At 59.9% G+C, this 19582-nt stretch carries 19 protein-coding genes; 11 read left to right on the forward strand and 8 right to left on the reverse strand.

The window, feature by feature from the left end; genetic code table 11:
- Positions 1-102 precede the first annotated feature (102 nt).
- Entirely contained in the window at positions 103-1566 is a 1464-nt protein-coding gene (locus HU739_RS00295) for a glyceraldehyde-3-phosphate dehydrogenase (RefSeq protein WP_186550392.1), read from the forward strand.
- A 205-nt stretch (positions 1567-1771) separates the two neighbouring features.
- Here HU739_RS00295 and tcuC read toward each other — a convergent pair whose 3' ends face one another.
- On the reverse strand, positions 1772-3070 hold the full coding sequence (tcuC, locus tag HU739_RS00300) for an MFS transporter (RefSeq protein ID WP_186550394.1): 1299 nt from the start codon (positions 3068-3070) through the stop codon (positions 1772-1774).
- 76 nt (positions 3071-3146) lie between these two features.
- Between tcuC and HU739_RS00305 the strand changes: the two genes are divergently transcribed.
- The gene (locus HU739_RS00305; protein WP_186550396.1) at positions 3147-4193 is read left to right on the forward strand and encodes an FAD:protein FMN transferase; all 1047 of its coding nucleotides are present in this window, start codon (positions 3147-3149) and stop codon (positions 4191-4193) included.
- 201 nt (positions 4194-4394) lie between these two features.
- Positions 4395-5789: a Si-specific NAD(P)(+) transhydrogenase gene (gene sthA, locus HU739_RS00310; RefSeq protein WP_186550398.1), complete on the forward strand. Its 1395-nt coding sequence runs from the start codon at positions 4395-4397 to the stop codon at positions 5787-5789.
- A 42-nt stretch (positions 5790-5831) separates the two neighbouring features.
- Here the strand turns inward: sthA and HU739_RS00315 are convergent, their stop codons facing one another.
- Positions 5832-6554 carry a glycerophosphodiester phosphodiesterase gene (locus HU739_RS00315; protein WP_186550400.1) on the reverse strand — a complete coding sequence of 241 codons (723 nt, stop codon included), beginning with the start codon at positions 6552-6554 and terminating at the stop codon, positions 5832-5834.
- A gap of 14 nt (positions 6555-6568) precedes the next feature.
- Positions 6569-7150 (reverse strand): PilZ domain-containing protein, encoded by a 582-nt coding sequence (locus tag HU739_RS00320; RefSeq protein WP_186550402.1) that lies wholly within the window; start codon positions 7148-7150, stop codon positions 6569-6571.
- Positions 7151-7244: 94 nt separating this feature from the next.
- Here HU739_RS00320 and HU739_RS00325 point away from each other — a divergent pair, with 94 nt between their 5' ends.
- The 3 genes from HU739_RS00325 (at position 7245) to HU739_RS00335 (ending at position 10494) form a co-directional block, all read left to right on the forward strand.
- A complete protein-coding gene (locus tag HU739_RS00325; RefSeq protein ID WP_186550404.1) occupies positions 7245-8495 on the forward strand; it encodes a lipoprotein-releasing ABC transporter permease subunit in 1251 nt (416 codons plus the stop codon).
- Entirely contained in the window at positions 8488-9186 is a 699-nt protein-coding gene (lolD, locus tag HU739_RS00330; protein ID WP_407681938.1) for a lipoprotein-releasing ABC transporter ATP-binding protein LolD, read from the forward strand. The genes HU739_RS00325 and lolD overlap by 8 nt, the downstream gene beginning before the upstream one ends.
- Before the next feature lie 63 nt (positions 9187-9249).
- Positions 9250-10494 carry a lipoprotein-releasing ABC transporter permease subunit gene (locus HU739_RS00335; RefSeq protein ID WP_186550408.1) on the forward strand — a complete coding sequence of 415 codons (1245 nt, stop codon included), beginning with the start codon at positions 9250-9252 and terminating at the stop codon, positions 10492-10494.
- A 100-nt stretch (positions 10495-10594) separates the two neighbouring features.
- Here HU739_RS00335 and HU739_RS00340 read toward each other — a convergent pair whose 3' ends face one another.
- Positions 10595-11941: a heavy metal sensor histidine kinase gene (locus HU739_RS00340; RefSeq protein ID WP_186550410.1), complete on the reverse strand. Its 1347-nt coding sequence runs from the start codon at positions 11939-11941 to the stop codon at positions 10595-10597.
- Positions 11941-12621 carry a heavy metal response regulator transcription factor gene (locus tag HU739_RS00345; RefSeq protein ID WP_186550412.1) on the reverse strand — a complete coding sequence of 227 codons (681 nt, stop codon included), beginning with the start codon at positions 12619-12621 and terminating at the stop codon, positions 11941-11943. Before HU739_RS00345 ends, HU739_RS00340 begins: the two co-directional genes overlap by 1 nt.
- 163 nt (positions 12622-12784) lie before the next feature.
- Here HU739_RS00345 and copI point away from each other — a divergent pair, with 163 nt between their 5' ends.
- Both copI and queF read left to right on the forward strand, forming a co-directional pair.
- Positions 12785-13318: a copper-resistant cuproprotein CopI gene (gene copI, locus HU739_RS00350; protein WP_186550414.1), complete on the forward strand. Its 534-nt coding sequence runs from the start codon at positions 12785-12787 to the stop codon at positions 13316-13318.
- A 61-nt stretch (positions 13319-13379) separates the two neighbouring features.
- Complete coding sequence (queF, locus tag HU739_RS00355) at positions 13380-14210, forward strand: NADPH-dependent 7-cyano-7-deazaguanine reductase QueF (RefSeq protein WP_186550416.1); 831 nt, start codon at positions 13380-13382, stop codon at positions 14208-14210.
- A gap of 164 nt (positions 14211-14374) precedes the next feature.
- Here the strand turns inward: queF and HU739_RS00360 are convergent, their stop codons facing one another.
- Positions 14375-14638 (reverse strand): DUF4404 family protein, encoded by a 264-nt coding sequence (locus tag HU739_RS00360; RefSeq protein ID WP_186550418.1) that lies wholly within the window; start codon positions 14636-14638, stop codon positions 14375-14377.
- Between the two features lie 108 nt (positions 14639-14746).
- Positions 14747-15367, reverse strand: coding sequence for an HAD family phosphatase (locus HU739_RS00365; protein ID WP_186550420.1), 621 nt, complete (start codon positions 15365-15367; stop codon positions 14747-14749).
- Between the two features lie 199 nt (positions 15368-15566).
- Between HU739_RS00365 and HU739_RS00370 the strand changes: the two genes are divergently transcribed.
- The 3 genes from HU739_RS00370 to rssC all read left to right on the forward strand — a co-directional run bounded on the left by HU739_RS00370 (position 15567) and on the right by rssC (position 18265).
- Entirely contained in the window at positions 15567-16256 is a 690-nt protein-coding gene (locus tag HU739_RS00370) for an MlaA family lipoprotein (protein WP_186550422.1), read from the forward strand.
- A gap of 345 nt (positions 16257-16601) precedes the next feature.
- Entirely contained in the window at positions 16602-17783 is a 1182-nt protein-coding gene (rssB, locus tag HU739_RS00375) for a two-component system response regulator RssB (protein WP_186550424.1), read from the forward strand.
- Positions 17783-18265, forward strand: a complete 483-nt coding sequence (rssC, locus tag HU739_RS00380) for an anti-sigma factor antagonist RssC (protein WP_003226553.1) — start codon at positions 17783-17785, stop codon at positions 18263-18265. Before rssB ends, rssC begins: the two co-directional genes overlap by 1 nt.
- A 209-nt stretch (positions 18266-18474) precedes the next feature.
- Here the strand turns inward: rssC and tal are convergent, their stop codons facing one another.
- Positions 18475-19401 (reverse strand): transaldolase, encoded by a 927-nt coding sequence (gene tal, locus HU739_RS00385; protein ID WP_186550426.1) that lies wholly within the window; start codon positions 19399-19401, stop codon positions 18475-18477.
- Positions 19402-19582 lie beyond the last annotated feature (181 nt).

Below are 19582 nucleotides of genomic sequence, written 5' to 3' on the forward strand. Positions count from 1 at the left end.
GTAATTTTTTTGAAGAGGATTTTGTTAACGGATTGGCGACAAGCGCGCATTGCTGAAAGAGGTTGTCGGCGGCATAATGTAGCCCCTTTTTTCTGCCCCTACATGTGGAAGGTTACCGTGACTCAGAAGCCCGACCAGTGTCTTGGTGAATGGATCGACCGTGAAGCACTCGCAGAAGCGATGATCCCGCTTATCGGTCAGCTCTACCGCAATAACAATGTGGTGAGCTCGATCTATGGCCGCAGCCTGATCAACCAGTCTGTCATCGCGATTCTCAAAGCTCACCGCTTTGCGCGCCACCGTTCCTCCGACGACAGCGAACTCTCCGTCCACGAAACATTCCCACTGCTCAAGGCCATGAGCGAGCTCAAGCTCGGCGCGGCTTCGGTAGACCTGGGCAAGTTGGCGTTCAAATTCCGTAACGAAGGCAATGGCCGCAGCGCCGAGCAGTTCGTGCGTGAAGAAATGGCTGACGTGGTGGGTCAGCAAAACGCTTCGCCCCGCAAAGGCACCGACGTTGTGCTGTACGGCTTCGGTCGTATCGGCCGCCTGCTGGCGCGCATCCTGATCGAAAAAACCGGTGGTGGCGACGGCCTGCGTCTGCGCGCCATCGTCGTGCGCAAAGGCGCCGAGAACGACCTGACCAAACGCGCCAGCCTGCTGCGTCGCGATTCGGTGCACGGTTCGTTCAACGGTACCATTACCATCGACGAAGAAAACAACACCATCACTGCCAACGGTAACCTGATCCAGGTGATCTACGCGAAGAACCCGACCGAGGTGGATTACACCCAGTACGGTATCAAAGACGCGCTGCTGGTGGACAACACCGGTGTATGGCGTGACGCCGATGGCCTGGGTCAGCACCTGGCCTGCCCGGGTATCGACCGCGTTGTTCTGACCGCACCTGGCAAGGGCAAGCTGAAGAACATCGTTCACGGCATTAACCACGGTGAAATCACCGCTGACGACAAGATCGTGTCGGCTGCTTCCTGCACCACCAACGCTATCGTGCCGGTGCTCAAAGCGGTTAACGACAAGTTCGGCATCATCAACGGTCACGTCGAAACCGTTCACTCGTACACCAACGACCAGAACCTGATCGACAACTTCCACAAGGGCGATCGCCGTGGCCGTAGCGCCGCACTGAACATGGTGATCACCGAGACCGGTGCCGCCACCGCTGCTGCCAAGGCCCTGCCTGAGCTGGCCGGCAAGCTGACCGGCAACGCGATTCGCGTGCCGACGCCGAACGTGTCGATGGCCATTCTCAATCTCAACCTTGAGAAAGCCGCCACCCGTGAGGAGATGAACGAGTACCTGCGCTACATGGCGCTGCACTCCGAACTGCACAAGCAGATCGATTTCGTCAATTCGCAGGAAGTGGTGTCGACTGACTTCGTCGGTTCGCGCCACGCCGGTGTGGTCGACGCTGAAGCGACCATCGTTCAGGACAACCGCGTTGTGCTGTACGTGTGGTACGACAACGAGTTCGGCTATAGCTGCCAGGTGGTTCGCGTGATGGAAGACATGGCTGATGTAAATCCGCCAGCGTTCCCGCGCTAAGCCGCAGGCTTGAACGAAAACGCCCCGACATTTTGTCGGGGCGTTTTTGTTTGTGGAGTGATCGTTCCCACGCTCTGCGTGGGAATGCCTCAAGGGACGCTCCGCGTTCCAATGGGACGCAGAGTGTCCCGGGGTGCATTCCCACGCAGAGCGTGGGAACGATCACGTCTCCTGTGGGAGCGAGCCTGCTCGCGAAAGCATTCTGTCAGGCGCCGCTGGCAACCGACGCTTGCGCCGTGCGCAGTTCATGCCGGTTGCCACGAAACAGCACCAACGTCGCAATCAACCCCAACACCGCCGCGCCACTGAGCCAGATTCCCGGCGCCGCCTTATTGTCCAGCACATGAATCAGATACGTGCACGCCGCCGGGGTAAACCCGCCAAACGTCGCCGTCGCCAGGCTGTACGCCAGAGAGAAACCGGTCGTGCGCACTTCCACCGGCATAATTTCGGTCAGCGCCACCACCATCGCGCCGTTGTACGAGCCATAGAGGAACGACAGCCACAGTTCGACGATCAGCAAATGGCTGAAGCTAGGATTCGCCACCAGCCACGACAGGGCAGGGTAGGCGGTAAGAATCGCCAGAGTCGTCGCCGCCAGCAGTAAGGGTTTTCGGCCGATCTTGTCGGACACCGCGCCCATCACCGGCAGCCAGAAGAAGTTCGACAGGCCGATACACACCGTCACCAGCAACGCATCGAGATCTGACAGGTGCAACTCTGCCTTGCCGAAAGTCGGCGTGTACGCGGTGATCAGGTAGAACGACACCGTGGTCATCACCACCAGCGCCATGCCGGCGATGACGATGCCAAAGTTCTGGCCGATCGAACGGACGACTTCGCCGAGGGTGGGGCGGTGGGTACGCGCCTGGAATTCCGGGGTTTCCTCCAGCGAGCGGCGGATGAAGAAAATCACCGGCACGATCAAGCAGCCAATCAGAAACGGCACGCGCCAGCCCCATTCGCCCATTTGCTCCGGGCTCAGCCAATGGTTGAGGCCGACCCCAAGCAGGCCGGCGAAGACCACCGCAGCCTGTTGGCTGGCAGACTGCCAACTGACGAAAAAGCCTTTGCGCCCCGGTGTGGAGATTTCTGCCAGATAGACCGAGACGCCGCCCAGCTCAACGCCGGCTGAGAAGCCTTGCAGCAGTCGTCCGAATAACACCAGCAGCGGCGCGGCGACACCGAGCGTCGCGTAGCCGGGCACGCAGGCAATCAGCACTGTGCCGGCGGCCATCATCGCCAAGGTGATGATCAGTCCTTTGCGCCGTCCGTGACGGTCGATATAGGCGCCGAGGAAAATCGCCCCCAGCGGGCGCATCAGGAAGCCGGCACCAAAGGTGGCCAGCGACAGCATCAGCGAAGCGAAGGCGCTGTCGGTGGGGAAGAAGGTTTTGGCGATGGCCGTGGCATAGAAGCCGTAGACCATGAAATCGAACATTTCGAGGAAGTTGCCGCTGACAACGCGGAAAATCGCTTTGCCTTTGCCCGGGGTGGAGGACATGGTCGGTTACTCACTGTTTCAATTTTGTAGAAAGGCATTGCAGCCGTGCGGGAGCGAGCGGGCGCTGTAGTCCATAATGGCCGCCGCGGTTTTGCGGGGAGATGAAGAATTGTTAACTGGACGCTGGGTGGGGCTTGTGATGCTGGCGATGCTGTGCGCCAGCTGTGGCAACGGCGATTCCATGGAGAGCATTGGCGGCCCGACGATGGGCAGTACCTGGTCGGTCAAGTACGTGCGCCATGCCGGCCTCGCCGATCCTGCGCAAGTGCGCGGCGAAGTGGCGTGCATCCTCGCTGAAGTCGATCTACAGATGTCGACCTATCGGAGCGATTCGGCTATCGAGCGCTTCAACGCCTTGCCCGCCAATGACTGTCTGGCCATGCCCGCCTCGGTATTGCAATTGGTCCGTGTCGGCGAACACCTGTCGGCGCAAAGCGCGGGTGCTTACGACCTGACCGTCGAACCGCTGATCAACCTCTGGGGATTCGGTCCGCAAGGGCGCGCGGAAAAGATCCCCGACCCGGCGGCGGTAAGTGAGGTCATGCAGCGCGTCGGCTATCAGCACTTGCACATCGACGGCAACCGCTTGTGCAAGGACGCCGCTGTCGAAGTCGACCTGAACAGCATCGCAGCCGGCTACGCCGCGGACAGCATTGCCGCGAGGCTGGAGGCCATGGGCATCCACGCTTACCTCGTCGAAGCCACGGGCGAATTAAAGGCCAAGGGGAAAAAGCTTGATGGCTCGCCCTGGCGCATCGCATTGGAAGAGCCTCGTGACGACCAGCAAGTGGCCGAGCGCATTATTAATGTCGACGGCTACGGCGTGTCCACGTCCGGCGATTACCGTAACTATTTTCTGCAGGATGGCCGGCGCTATTCCCACACCGTCGATGCGCGCAGCGGTGCCCCGGTCCTACACGACCTGGCGTCCGTCACGGTGATTCATCCTTCAGCGCTGATGGCCGATGGACTATCGACGCTGTTGCTGATTCTCGGCCCGGAAAGGGCGCGGGACTATGCCCAAAAACATGCCATTGCTGCATTCTTTGTCTTGCGTGCCGATACAGGTTTTATCATCCGCACCAGTGAGGCGTTCGATCAGCTCGCGGGTGCAAAAAATTGATTGAAGACAAGACGAAAGCTGGCGTTGTAGTGCAGGCAAAAGTAGCCTACGACGCGACCAAGGGTTAATGTGCGCGGCGTTGACGCTTCTATAGACTGTGTCCGGGTTCTCTACTGGCCCCCAATTGTTCCTTCGCGCCGTTGTTCGGCGTGATTTAGCCGCCGGTGCTGCTGGCACCGCGGCCTGTTCTGAGGAGTACGCATGGCTGTCTACAACTACGACGTGGTGGTGCTGGGTTCCGGCCCGGCGGGAGAAGGCGCGGCAATGAACGCCGCCAAAGCAGGGCGCAAGGTCGCGATGGTCGACAGCCGTCGTCAGGTCGGCGGCAACTGCACCCACCTCGGCACCATTCCGTCCAAGGCACTGCGTCACTCGGTGCGGCAGATCATGCAGTTCAACACCAACCCGATGTTCCGGGCGATCGGCGAGCCGCGCTGGTTCTCCTTCCCGGACGTGTTGAAAAGCGCCGAAAAAGTCATTTCCAAACAAGTCGCATCGCGCACCGGCTACTACGCCCGTAATCGCGTCGACGTATTCTTCGGCACCGGCAGCTTCGCCGACGAGCAAACCATCGAAGTGGTCTGCGGCAACGGTGTGGTCGAGAAACTGGTCGCCAAGCACATCATCATTGCCACCGGTTCGCGCCCTTATCGTCCGGCGGACATCGATTTCCATCACCCGCGTATCTACGATAGCGACACCATCCTCAGCCTCGGCCACACCCCGCGCAAACTGATCGTTTACGGCGCCGGTGTGATCGGCTGTGAATACGCCTCGATCTTCAGTGGTCTGGGTGTGCTGGTCGAGCTGGTCGACAACCGTGGCCAGTTGCTGAGCTTCCTCGACTCGGAAATCTCCCAAGCGTTGAGCTATCACTTCAGCAACAACAACATCACCGTGCGCCACAACGAAGACTACGACCGCGTCGAAGGCGTGGACAACGGCGTGATCCTGCACCTCAAGTCGGGCAAGAAGATCAAGGCCGACGCCTTGCTCTGGTGCAACGGCCGTACCGGCAACACCGATACGCTGGGTCTGGAAAACATTGGCGTCAAGGTCAACAGCCGTGGCCAGATCGAAGTCGACCAGAACTACCGCACCTGCGTGGAAAATATCTACGGTGCCGGTGACGTGATCGGCTGGCCGAGCCTGGCCAGTGCCGCTCACGACCAGGGCCGTTCGGCCGCTGGCAGCATCGTTGATAACGGCAGCTGGCGTTTCGTCAATGACGTGCCGACCGGCATCTACACGATTCCGGAGATCAGCTCGATCGGCAAGAACGAGCAGGAACTGACTCAGGCCAAAGTGCCTTACGAAGTCGGCAAGGCGTTCTTCAAGAGCATGGCGCGGGCGCAGATTGCCGGCGAGCCGCAAGGCATGCTGAAGATCCTGTTCCACCGCGAAACCCTGGAAGTGCTCGGTGTGCACTGCTTCGGTTATCAGGCGTCGGAGATCGTCCACATCGGTCAGGCGATCATGAACCAGCCGGGCGAACTGAATACGCTGAAATATTTCGTCAACACCACGTTCAACTACCCGACCATGGCCGAAGCCTATCGGGTAGCTGCATACGACGGCCTCAACCGGCTTTTTTGACGGGCTCCGGCCGGTGGCCTGAGCCGGCCGGGGAGACCGATTTCAGCAATTCTCAAGGGTGGCAGTGGCCAAACCGGGAAAGTCTGTAATCAGGCTGTCAACGCCGAAGTCGGCGAGTCTGCGCATCAGCGCGGGCTCGTTGACGGTCCACACCGACACATGCAGACCTTGGCGCTGCGCCTTTTGCAGGCGTTCCGGCGTACACAGTGTCCAGTTCAACGCGAGAATCTCACAGCCATAGCTGGCCGCCACTTTCAGCGGATCGAGCCAGGCGTATTCGGCCACCAGGCCACGGGATACGTCCGGAACCAGGTCCACTGCCGCTTTCAACACTTCCCGCGAACTCGAGGTGATCGTCACCTTGTCGAGCAAGCCATGGCGCTGAGCCATTTCCCGAATCGCCAGCACGGTGGTTGCGGCGCGCGTGCGTGAAGCGCTTTTGACTTCAAGCTGCCAGTGCTCGAAATCACATTGTTCGAACAGCTCTTCCAGCGTGGGAATCGGGCAGGGCTTGATCCAGCCCGGGCCACCCTTGCGCGCGTCGTAGGTCACCAGCTCGGCAGCGGTGTGCTCGACAACTTTGCCGCGACGGTCGGTGGTGCGCTTGAGCGTAGGGTCATGGATGACCATCAGCTCGCCGTCCTTGGACAGGTGCAGATCCAGTTCGCAACGGCGCACGCCGTGCTTGAGACATTCCTGAAAACTGCTCAGGGTATTTTCCGGTGCTTCGCCCTTGGCGCCGCGGTGGCCGTAAATGAGGGTCACGGTGCTTCCTTAAGTTAGATGCCAGATTCGTTCTGTTCGCGAGCCAGACGTCGTTCCTGCGCCTGCTTCTGCAAGATGTAGCGGGCGAGCAACTGGCGCTGGGCATCGGTCAGGTGTTCGAACTCGGTGCCGACGTCATAGCCATCGCCCTTGCGGTCGCAGTGGGTGACGCGGGCGCGCAGCAGCAGGCCCAGTGCCTGTGGCATCAACACCAGCTTGACCGACAGGTGTGCCCCGGTGGCAATCGCTGTCGGGTACTGAAAGTCGATCCCGCCTTCGGAGATGATCACCGGTTGTGGCTCGCCGATGTGGCCGAGCACGGTCAGGGCGACCACCTGGCTGAGCAGGTCGATGCGTTTGTTCTGGGATTTGAGGAACGCGGCGATTGCCCGGTCGCGCTCGCTGATCTGGCGCAACAGGTGCTGCGACTCGAATTCGCTCAGGTGCAGTTCGCTGAGCAGGTTGAAGAGTGGGGAAGCATCCTGCAACACTTCCTCGCCTGCGGCTTCGGGAGCGGACAGGGGCCGAATTTCCAGTGCGATCGTGTCCTCGATACGGTAGTATTCGCGGCGATCTTCTTCATCTAATGTCGACATGGCGAACCCATGGTAGCGGCGGTGGTCTGAGTGTAAAGCTGGTTATCGACCCCCGCCACAAGGACGTTCCTTTTCCCTCCGAACAAGCCCCGACATGTTCAGACCTCTCTTCGTATTTATCGGCACGCGTTATACCCGTGCAAAGCGTCGCAATCATTTTGTGTCATTCATTTCCCTGACTTCGATGATCGGGCTCGCCCTTGGCGTGGTCGTGATGATTGTCGTGCTGTCGGTGATGAACGGCTTCGATCATGAGATGCGCACCCGCGTGCTGGGCATGGTGCCCCACGCGACCCTTGAGACTGGCGAACCGATCAATGATTGGCAGAGCCTCGCCGCCAAGGTCAAACAAAACCGGCAAGTGACGGCGGTGGCGCCGTTCACCCAGATGCAGGGCCTGCTGACCAACAACGGTCAGGTCTCCAAGGTGTTGCTCAATGCCATCGACCCTGCGCTGGAGCGCAATGTGTCGATCATCGACAACTTCATGAAGCAGGGCAAACTCGACGACCTGACGCCGGGCAGCTTCGGCATCGTCATCGGCGACAAGGCTGCGACCAAGCTGGGTGTCGGCATCGGTGACAAGGTCACCTTCGTCGCGCCGGAGGTCAGCGTGACCCCCGCCGGGATGTTCCCGCGCATGAAGCGCTTTACCGTGGTCGGGATTTTCCATGTCGGCGCCGGTGAACTCGACGGCTATCTCGGTGTGACCAACCTGCAGGACCTGGCGAAGATGCACCGCTGGAAGCCGGATCAGGTGCAGGGCCTGCGCCTGAAGTTCGACGACCTGTTCCAGGCCCCACGTGAGGCGTGGAACATCGCCCAGCAGCTCGGCGAAGACCGCTACTACGCCCGCGACTGGACTCGCACCCACGGCAATCTTTATCAGGCGATCCGCATGGAAAAAGCCATGATCGGCCTGCTGTTGCTGCTGATCGTTGCGGTGGCGGCGTTCAATATCATTTCCACCCTGGTAATGGTGGTGAACGACAAGAAGGGCGACATCGCCATTCTGCGCACACTGGGCGCGACGCCGGGCACGATCATGCGTACGTTCATGGTGCAAGGTACGGTGATCGGTGTGGTCGGCACAGCCATTGGCGCGGTGGTCGGCATTTTTGCCGCGCTTAACGTCAGCGCGGCCATCTCGGCCCTGGAAGGGTTGATCGGCCACAAATTCCTTAATGCTGACGTGTATTTCATTGATTATCTTCCGTCGCAGGTGCAGAGCCAGGATGTCGTCATGGTTTGCGCCGCCGCGTTGGTCCTGAGTTTCCTCGCCACCCTGTATCCCGCCTGGCGTGCCGCGCGCACCCAGCCGGCGGAGGCGTTACGTTATGAGTGAGTCGGGCATGAGTGAACAAGCAATTCTGAGCTGCCGCAACCTGGGCAAATCCTACGAGGAAGGCCCGGAGTCGGTAGAAGTGCTGGCCGGTCTGCAACTGGAGTTGCACCCGGGCGAGCGTGTGGCGATCGTCGGCAAGTCGGGTTCGGGCAAAAGTACCTTGCTCAACCTGCTTGGCGGCCTCGATACGCCGAGCAAGGGCAGCGTCTGGCTCGACGGTGAAGAGCTGTCGGCGCTGAGCGAGAAGAAGCGTGGCCTGCTGCGCAATCGTGCCTTGGGCTTCGTCTATCAGTTTCACCACTTGCTGCCGGAATTCACCGCGCTGGAAAACGTCTGCATGCCGCTGCTGATCGGCAAAACGGCAATTCCCGAAGCACGTCAGCGTGCCACGGCATTGCTGGAGCGTGTCGGTCTCGGCCATCGCCTCGAACACAAACCTTCGGAGCTGTCCGGCGGCGAACGCCAGCGTGTGGCCATTGCCCGCGCGCTGGTGAACAATCCGGGCCTGGTGATGCTCGACGAGCCGACCGGCAACCTCGACCTGCACACCGCTGAAGGCATCCAGGATTTGATGCTGGAGTTGAGCACCTCAATGCGCACGGCGTTCCTGGTGGTCACGCATGACATGAACCTGGCTCGCCAGATGGACCGCGTCCTGCAATTGCAGGAAGGTTGCCTGACCCCCATCTGACTGGCTGAAACCAGGCGCCCGTAATGGCGCCGGGTCTTTTATTTTTATACGGTGCCCCAGCGAATGTTCAGACCGTTATCGATCTTTATCGGCACGCGCTATACCCGCGCCAAGCGCCGCAATCGCTTTGTTTCGTTCATTTCGATGACCTCGATGATCGGCCTCGCCCTCGGCGTGCTGGCGATGATCGTGGTGTTGTCGGTGATGAACGGCTTTCAGCGCGAAATGAGCTCGCGCATCCTCGGCATGGTGCCGCACGCGACCATCGTCGGCGTCAAGCCGATCGATGACTGGCAGCCGGTGGCCGCCGCCGCGATGAAAAACCCGGAAGTCACCGCCGCTGTGCCGTTCACCGAAATGGAAGGCATGCTTTCCTATAAGGGCGCGATGCAGCCGATCCAGATCAGCGGTGTCGATCCGGCGCAGGAAGGCAAGGTCTCGATCGTTGCTCAGCACATCGTCCAGGGCCGTCTCGATGCCCTCAAACCGGGGGAGTTTGGCGTGGTGATCGGTGAGATCACGGCGCGGCGTTTTCGTCTGAATGTCGGCGACAAGATCACCTTGATCGTCCCGGAAGTCAGCACCGCGCCGGGCGGTATAACTCCGCGCATGCAGCGGCTGAATGTGGTGGGTGTGTTCAAGGTCGGCGCCGAGCTGGACGGCTCGATGGGCCTGATCCACGTGGCCGATGCCGCGACCATGCAGCATTGGCAACCGAATCAGGTGCAGAGCGTGCGGCTGGCGGTCAAGGATCTGTACGCGGCACCCAAGGTGTCGTCCGACATTGCCAGCGGTCTCGGTGCCGACTTCAAGGCTGACGACTGGACCCACACCCAGGGCAGCCTGTTCAGTGCGATGAAGATGGAAAAGACCATGATCGGCCTGCTGTTGCTGATGATCGTCGCAGTGGCGGCGTTCAACATCATCGCGACGCTGATCATGGTGGTGAACGACAAAGGCGCAGACATCGCGATCCTGCGCACCATTGGCGCCACGCCACGGCAGATCATGGCGATCTTCATGGTGCAAGGCACGGTGATCGGCATTGTCGGCACGATCATTGGCGGTGTGTTGGGCGTGATTGCAGCGCTCAATGTCAGTGAATTGGTCGGCTGGGTCGAGCGCGTGACCGGGCAGCATATCTTCAGTTCGGATGTGTATTTCGTCAGCAATCTGCCGTCGGAACTGCAGGGTGGCGATGTGCTGTTGATTTGCTCGGCTGGCTTTATTCTCAGCTTTCTGGCAACGGTGTACCCGGCGTGGCGGGCGGCGAAGATTGAGCCGGCGCATGCGTTGAGATATTCGTAAACTTCAGAACCGCTATCGCGAGCAGGCTCACTCCTACAATTGGAATGCGTTCCCCCCTGTAGGAGCGAGCCTGCTCGCGAAGGGGCCGGACCTGCTGGCCTCAGGTTCGGGGTAGTTGGATCACAAACCGCGTCACCCCCGCCTCCGATTCGCAATGAATCGTCCCGCCATGCGCCCGCACGATCGACTGAGTAATCGCCAGCCCCAGCCCCGCATGCTCACTGCTGCCTTCCTGTCGCGCCGGATCGGCCCGATAGAATCGATCAAACAAGCGTGGCAACAACTGCGCTGAAATCCCCTCACCACTGTTCTCGACGCAAACGCGCACGGCGTTCGTCTCATCGACAATGCTCAAGCGAACGTAACCCTCGGCCTGGGTAAACCGCAACGCGTTATCCAGCAGGTTCGACAGGGCCCGGCGCAACATGCCGCGATCACCTTCGATACGCGCCTTTCCTTCACGGCTCAAACGCACGCCGGCGTCTTCCGCCAATGGCGCAAAAAACTCGAGCAACATGTCGGCTTCATCTTCCAGCTCCAGCGCTTCGCGCTTGGGCATCAGCAAGCCGTGGTCAGCCTTGGCCAGATACAACATGTCATTGACCAACTGCGCCATCCATTGCAGTTCTTCAAGATTGCTGTGCAGCGCTTCGCGGTAGTCCTCAAGCGTCCTGGGGCGGGTGAGGGTGACTTGAGTGTGGGTCAGCAGGTTTGACAGAGGCGTGCGCAGCTCATGGGCGATGTCGGCGGAAAACGCCGAGAGCCGCTGAAACGACTCGTCGAGTCGGGCGAGCATGGCATTGAAGCTGTGGGCCATTTGCGCAAGCTCCGGCGGCATGTGTGCTTGCGGCAATCGCGCATTCAGCGATTGTGCGGAAATACCCCCGGCCACCGCACTCATGCGCCTTAGCGGGCGTAAACCGCTGCGCGCGGCCCAGGCCCCAAGCAGCGCGGTGGCCAGTGCCGAGAGGCCGACCGTCAGCCAGATCAGATGCTGCATGCGTTGCAGAAAATGCTGGTGATGGGTGATGTCGAGCAGCAGCGTCAATTGCGGCGAGTCAGGTTGGCCCGGATAAAGCGGGGCATTGAGCAGGCGATAGTCGGTGCCATTGTGGCTGATGGTCGACAGGCCTGCGGCTTGTGGCAACTGCTCGGGGATCTGCGGCGAACTGGCGTACCAGTGCTGGCCGTCGCTGCCGGTAATGCGCAGGGACAGATCGGCCTGACGGCTCAGTTCATCGGCCAGGCGCGTTTCCCGTTGATCGGCTTGCACGCCCTGCATGGCACGGCGCAGACCGAGCAAGCGGGCATCGAGTTGTTGCTGGTCGAGTTCGATGAAGTGCGCCTCGCTGGCGCGATCGAACAGCACTCCGGCGAACAGCGAAACCACGGCTGTGCAGGCGGCAAACAGCAAGGCCAGACGGGTACTCAAGGACAACCGGCGCATCAGACGCCGCGCTCTTCCAGTACGTAACCCATGCCGCGCACCGTGTGGATCAGTTTTTGCGGGTATTCGTCGTCAATCTTCAGGCGCAAACGCCGAATGGCGACCTCGATGACGTTGGTGTCACTGTCGAAATTCATGTCCCAGACTTGTGAGGCGATCAACGATTTTGGCAGCACCTCGCCCTGACGGCGCAACAGCATCTCCAGCAGGGCGAACTCCTTGGCCGTCAGGTCGATGCGCTGCCCGCTGCGTTCGACGCGACGGCGAATCAGGTCCAGGCGCAGGTCGGCCAGTTGCAGGCTGGTTTCCTGTGCGCTGGCGCTGCCGCGGCGTAACAGGCTGCGCACCCGGGCCAGCAGTTCGGAGAAGGCGAAGGGCTTGACCAGATAATCGTCGGCGCCGAGTTCGAGGCCGTGAACCCTGTCTTCCACCGCGTCTTTGGCCGTCAGAAAAAGCACTGGCGTCTCCAGCCCGGCGCTGCGCACCGCTTGCAGGATTTGCCAGCCGTTACGCCCGGGCAGCATCACGTCGAGGATCAGCAGCGCGTAATCGCCGCTCAGCGCCAGTTGCTGGCCGCTGATGCCGTCGGCCACCAGTTCGGTGTTGAAGCCGGCTTCGGTCAGGCCCTGGCGCAGGTATTGGCCGGTTTTCGCTTGGTCTTCGACGATCAACAGTTTCATGGGCGACTCGGGTGGGTTCGGGTGTCAATACGCAGACTTTATATCGTGAGAACGCTCGCCCGGCATGAACCTGACAAAGTTGTAATCTGCTTGTCAGGTCGATGCCAGCGCGGGGCGCTTAGAGTTTCCCACAGGCTGAACCTTTTCTTGTTGGAGTACGACCATGTTTTTGCGCAAAACCCTGACGCTGGCTGCCTGCTGGCTGGCAATCAGTTCGCCGGTGTGGGCCGCGCCCGCCCACACCTATGACTTCGGCCAACCGGCGTCTGCCAGCCAGGCTTCGCGCAGCGTCGAGATCGTCATGGAGGACATGACGTTCGAGCCCAAAACCCTTGAGCTCAAAGCCGGTGAGACGGTTCGCTTTGTGCTGGTGAATAAAGGCCAGTTGCTGCACGAATTCAACCTCGGTGATGCGGCGATGCATGCCGGTCACCAGCAGGAAATGCTGCAAATGCAGCAGAGCGGCATGCTCACGCCGACAGGCATGAAAGAAATGTCCCACGGCATGGCGGGCATGGATCATGCGGCGATGGGCCACGGGATGAAGCATGACGACCCCAATAGCGTGCTGGTCGAACCGGGCAAGCGCGCCGAGTTGACCTGGACATTCAGCAAGGCAACGAACCTGGAGTTCGCCTGCAATATCCCCGGGCATTATCAGGCAGGCATGGTCGGCAAACTGACTGTCAGTCAGTAAGCACTCAAAGGCGGACGCAAAGGCTGGTAGAATCCGCTGATTCTTCAGTCAGGTTTCCGCCATGCATCCCGCAGCCGAACACTCGCCGCTGGGCAAATCCAGCGAATACATCGCCACGTACACACCGTCCCTGCTGTTCCCGATTCCGCGCACGGCGAAATGGGCCGAGCTGGGACTGACCGCCGAAACCCTGCCGTACAAAGGCGTGGATTTCTGGAACTGCTTCGAGCTGTCGTGGCTGTTGCCGTCGGGCAAGCCGGTGGTGGCGATCGGCGAATTCAGCATCCCGGCGGATTCGCCGAATATCATCGAGTCGAAGTCGTTCAAGCTGTACCTGAATTCGCTGAACCAGACGCCGTTCGCCGACGTTGCCACGCTGGAAGCGACGCTGGTCAAAGACCTTTCCGCTGCCGCCGGCAAACCGGTGGGCGTGCGGGTTCGCAGTCTGAAGGACGTGGAAGCCGAAGGCGTCGTGGCGTTGCCGGGCGTGTGCATCGACGATCTGGATATCAGCGTCAGCAACTACGAGCATCCGCGTCCTGAGCTGTTGCGTTGCGATGATTCACGGATCGTTGAAGAGAGCGTGCACAGCCATCTGCTCAAATCCAACTGCCCGGTGACCAGTCAGCCGGACTGGGGCAGCGTGGTGGTGCAATATCGTGGTGCGGCGCTGGATCACGCCAGCCTGCTGGCATACATCGTCAGCTTCCGCCAACACTCGGATTTCCATGAGCAGTGCGTGGAGCGGATTTTCCTTGATCTGCAGCGGTTGTTGAAGCCTGAGAAACTGACGGTGTTTGCACGTTACGTTCGCCGTGGTGGGCTGGATATCAACCCGTATCGCAGTACAGAAGATATGCAGTTGCCAAACCATCGTCTGGTGCGTCAATAAATGTAGGAGTGAGCCTGCTCGCGATTGCGGTGTAACAGTCAGCATCAATGGTGAATGTAAAGCAGCTATCGCGAGCAGGCTCACTCCTACAGGGGATTGCGTTTCAGGCTGTAGAAATGAAAAAGCCCTGCCATCGCTGGCAGGGCTTTTTTGTGCGTGGGGCATCAGATGCCCATGCTGCCCAGAGTGTTCATGATATTGCGCAGGGTGCCGGCGATCGCCGGGTGTTCGACCTCGAAACGTTCGACCGCCAGGTTCACGCCATCGACGATACTCGCGTCTTGAGTGGCATTTTCCAGCTCAATTCTCGATTCGATATCTGCCATCAGCGCATGCAGATCCTGACGCTCGACTTCCGACAGCGGCGGATTCTGTTCCAACTGCTCGCGCAGGGTGTCGAGCTGTTTTTGCAGTTCTTGAGCGGGCATGGTGGTTTCCTTTTATCAATAGGCACTGGCATTGACCGCAGCCGCGCGCCAAAGGTCGGTGGCTGACCTTTAGATTAATCCACTCTCGCTTAACCTGCATGATCCTGATCAGGGCTTTTCGCCTTTGAGGCGGCGCAGGCTGATGTCGGCCAGGCAGGTGTCGAGTTCACCCAAATGGTCGATCACCGAATGCACGCCCAGCGCAAATAACTGCACGGTGGCCTTGCCACGCAACTGCTCACGTTCTTTGTGATCCAGGGCCTGCCATTCCTCCGGTGTCAGGCCGCACAGCGAGCCGCAGGAGGCGAGGCCGATGGTCCACAGCCCGGCGTTGAGGCCTGCTTGCAACAGCCGGGGTTCGCCGCTGACCAGTACGCAACCGTCCAGGCTGTCGACCTTCAAATCCATCAAGGCCTGCCAGCACGCGTTCGGGGCGGGCCACGGATTGATTGTTGCCGAATGTTGCGCGGGTTTGATCCAAGCCGGCAGGGCGGCTGACAAAGGTTGCGCGAGGGCAGGGGACAATTCGTCCAGCCACGCACAGGGAATCTGCTGGCGCTGCAAACTGCGTAAGCTTTCCAGAGCGCCCGGGGTGGGAACAGCGTGCTCGGGCAGCGCGATGCTTTGGCGTCGCGCGCCACCACCGAAATCCACCAGACAGCCGCTGAGCCCGAACAGTACGGCGGTCAGGCTGGGCGCGGCGACGGGCAAGGTTTCGGCGTGAGTCATGGCAACGTCCCTGAAATAAACCCTAAGGCTAGGGGCGGTCGATGACAGTTGGATGACAATCAGGCGCAGGAAAATGCGCGAATATTCCTACAGTCTGCTGCATCGCTGCACTGCCCAAATTGCCTTTTACGCTTATACTAGCGGCCTTAACGCTTAGGCTCCGAAGCCTTCGCCAGTATCAAATCCAAGGAGTTTTTCTATGCGCTGGAGCCATCCGCTCGCTCAGCTAAGTGTATGTGCCGGCCTGTTGCTGGCGCCGTTTGCCAGTCAGGCGGCAACAGAAGAAGACCCTTGGGAAAGCGTTAACCGGCCGATTTTCCAGTTCAACGATTTCCTTGATACCTACGCGCTGAAGCCGTTGGCGCAGGGCTATCAATACGTCACACCGCAATTTGTCGAAGACGGCATTCACAACATGTTCCGCAACGTCGGTGACGTCACCAACCTGGCGAACAACCTCCTGCAGGCCAAACCGGCTGCCGCTGGCGTCGATACCGCACGACTGATTTTCAACACCACGTTCGGCCTGCTCGGCTTCTTCGACGTTGGCACCCACATGGGCCTCAATCGCAGCGACGAAGATTTCGGCCAGACCCTCGGTTACTGGGGCGTGGGCAGTGGCCCATACGTAATGCTGCCGCTGATGGGCCCGAGTACCCTGCGTGACGCGCCGTCCAAGTACGTCGACGGCTTCACCGGCCCGTACCGTTACATCGACCACGTGCCGACGCGTAACTCGATTTTCGGCCTGAACATTGTCGACACTCGCGCCGGCCTGCTGTCGAGCGAGAAGCTGATCAGCGGTGACAAGTACACCTTTATCCGCAACGCCTACTTGCAGAACCGCGAGTTCAAGGTGAAGGACGGTCAGGTCGAAGACGATTTCTGATTTCGGCCGTTGCACAGGAAGGCGACCCTCGGGTCGCCTTTTTTGTCGGTGCCAGCGCATCGCTCAGAGCCTGTGGGACCTTCCATCGGGTTACGCTGCGCGCCGTTCTTATAACTCTCGGTGCTTTGACAAACAAAGTCGCGAAGCGACCATCGGCGTACGCTTGAAACGCCCCGCGGATGGGAGTACCGTCTGCGCCTTAGAAGGGCACCTCTGGTGTAACCGCGTTTGGAGCCGATGCTCCAAACCGCTGTGCCAGAGAGGCTAGAAAGCGAATCCAGTAGTCTGCGCAGGGGCCAATGCTCCGCCAACTACGCCAACCTAATTCTGGCGCCGTTTGCCCACATGCCAAAAACCAGTGCCACGCTGCTGATAATCGATGATGACGAAGTAGTGCGCGCGAGTCTCGCGGCCTATTTGGAAGACAGTGGTTTCAGCGTCCTGCAGGCCGGCAACGGTCAACAGGGCCTTCAGGTATTCGAGCAAGACCAGCCCGACCTGGTCATCTGCGATCTGCGCATGCCGCAGATGGGCGGACTCGAACTCATCCGCCAGGTCACCGAGCTGTCGCCGCAAACGCCGGTGATCGTGGTGTCGGGTGCCGGCGTGATGAACGACGCGGTCGAGGCCCTGCGCCTGGGTGCGGCGGATTACCTGATCAAGCCTCTCGAAGATCTGGCCGTGCTCGAGCATTCCGTGCGCCGGGCCCTGGATCGTGCGCGGCTGTTGCTGGAAAACCAGCGCTATCGCGAGAAGCTGGAAAAGGCCAACCGTGAACTGGAAGCCAGCCTGAACCTGCTCCAGGAAGACCAGAACGCCGGTCGGCAGGTGCAGATGAACATGCTGCCCGAAAGCCCGTGGCGCATTGACGAATTCAGCTTCGCCCACCAGATCATCCCGTCGCTGTATCTGTCGGGGGATTTTGTCGACTATTTCCGTGTCGACGAGCGCCGGGTTGCGTTTTACCTGGCGGATGTCTCGGGCCATGGCGCGTCTTCAGCCTTCGTGACAGTGCTGCTGAAGTTCATGACCACGCGGTTGCTGTTCGAATCCAGGCGCAGCGGTACACTGCCTGAATTCAAGCCGTCGGAAGTGCTCGGTCATATCAACCGGGGGCTGATCAGCTGTAAGCTGGGTAAACACGTCACAATGGTCGGTGGAGTCATCGACGAGGAGACCGGTTTGTTGACCTATAGCATCGGCGGGCATCTGCCGTTGCCAGTGTTGTACACGCCAGACAGCGTTCGTTACCTCGAAGGACGTGGTCTGCCGGTGGGCCTCTTCAATGAAGCCACCTACGAAGATCACGTGCTTGAGCTGCCGCCGTCGTTCAGCCTGACGCTGATGTCGGATGGCATTCTGGATCTTTTGCCAGAAGCTACGCTCAAAGAAAAAGAAGCTGCTTTGCCCGAGCGGGTGAAGTTGGCGGGCGGCAGCCTGGATGGTCTGCGGCAAGTGTTTGGATTGGCCACGCTAGGGGAGATGCCGGATGATATCGCCCTGTTGGTGTTGAGCAGGAATCTTTAATGAGTACCGGTAGAATCCAGTTCGCCGAGCAGGACGGCACCTTCGTCCTGAAGTTCGTCGGTGAAGTTCGCCTGACCCTGTGTTCGGCGTTGGATGCGACTATCGAGAAAATCTTCACGGCGCTGAATTTCAACGCGATCGTGATCGATTTGACCGAAACCCGCAGCATTGACAGCACGACGTTGGGCCTGCTGGCCAAACTGTCGATCCTGTCGCGCCAGAAGGTCGGCCTGTTGCCGACCGTCGTCACCACCCACGAAGACATCACCCGTCTGCTGCAATCGATGGGTTTCGAGCAGGTGTTCAACATCGTCAACCACCCGGTGCCTTGCCCGGAGTGCCTCGATGACCTGCCGGACCAGGACCAGTCGGAAGAAGTGGTGCGGATCAAGGTGCTCGAAGCGCACAAGATCCTCATGGGCCTGAACGACTCCAATCGTGAAGCGTTTCATGATCTGGTGAATGCGCTGGAGCGGCATTGATCCGCTGAATTGATGGTGCATGGGCTGGCCTCATCGCGAGCAGGCTCACTCCTACAGGTTCTATCGACACACAATCTCGATCACTCCACAGTTCCCCTGTAGGAGTGAGCCTGGTCGCGAAAGCGCCCATAAGAACAACACATATTCAGCAGACATAAAAAAGGGCGAACCCTCACAGGTTCGCCCTTTTTGCATTTCACATACTCAAATCACAGCTTGGCCTGCAACAGCGCCTCAAGCTTCTCCTGATCACGCGCGAATTGACGAATGCCCTCAGCCAGTTTCTCGGTGGCCATCGCGTCTTCGTTGGACAACCAGCGGAATTGCGCTTCGTTGAGGCTCAGACGGGCTTCGCCGGCATTGCCCGGCGCCAGTTTGCGCTCCAGCTTGCCGGTGTCGGCAGCCAGCTTGTCGATCAGGTCCGGGCTGATGGTCAGGCGGTCGCAGCCGGCCAGTTGCTCGATCTGGTTGAGGTTGCGGAAGCTGGCGCCCATGACCACGGTCTTGTAGTCATTGGCCTTGTAGTAGTTGTAGATGCGCGTTACCGACTGTACGCCAGGATCATCGGCACCGGTGTAGTCGTTGCCGTTGGCCTTCTTGTACCAGTCGTAGATGCGCCCCACGAACGGCGAAATCAGGAACACCCCGGCATCGGCGCACGCGGCGGCCTGTGCGAAGGAGAACAGCAGGGTCAGGTTGGTCTGGATGCCTTCCTTCTCGAGGATCTCGGCAGCGCGGATGCCTTCCCAGGTCGAGGCGATCTTGATCAGTACGCGATCGCGGCCGATGCCGGCCTTGTCGTACAGCTCGATCAGGCGATGCGCACGTTTGAGGATGGCATCCTGGTCGAACGACAGGCGCGCATCCACTTCGGTGGAGATACGGCCCGGAATCACCTTGAGAATTTCCTGACCGACCGCGACGCCAAAACGATCGCTGGCCAGGCCGACATCGCCGCGGCAATCGCTGACGCAAGCGTTCAGCAGCTCGGCATAGCCAGGGATCGCTGCGGCCTTGAGCAGCAGGGAAGGGTTGGTGGTGGCGTCGACCGGCTTGACCCGGGCGATCGCTTCGAAGTCGCCGGTGTCGGCAACGACGGTAGTGAACTGTTTGAGTTGTTCCAGCTTGGAAGTCATGGGCGTGCTCTATCCTATGGGTCTGATGACATTACCCGAGCGCTGACAGCCACTCAAGGGTGTGTACGTGTATCGATGGCCCCTGCGGCAACAACCTGAAAACGATTGTTTGAAAGGCGGGGCGCGGTGTCGATGAATACGATGCCAAAACCGCCCACAGGTTCAAAGCGACCGACCTGTG

It is taken from the genome of Pseudomonas hamedanensis, from assembly GCF_014268595.2.
Classification (GTDB): Bacteria; Pseudomonadota; Gammaproteobacteria; order Pseudomonadales; family Pseudomonadaceae; genus Aquipseudomonas; species Aquipseudomonas hamedanensis.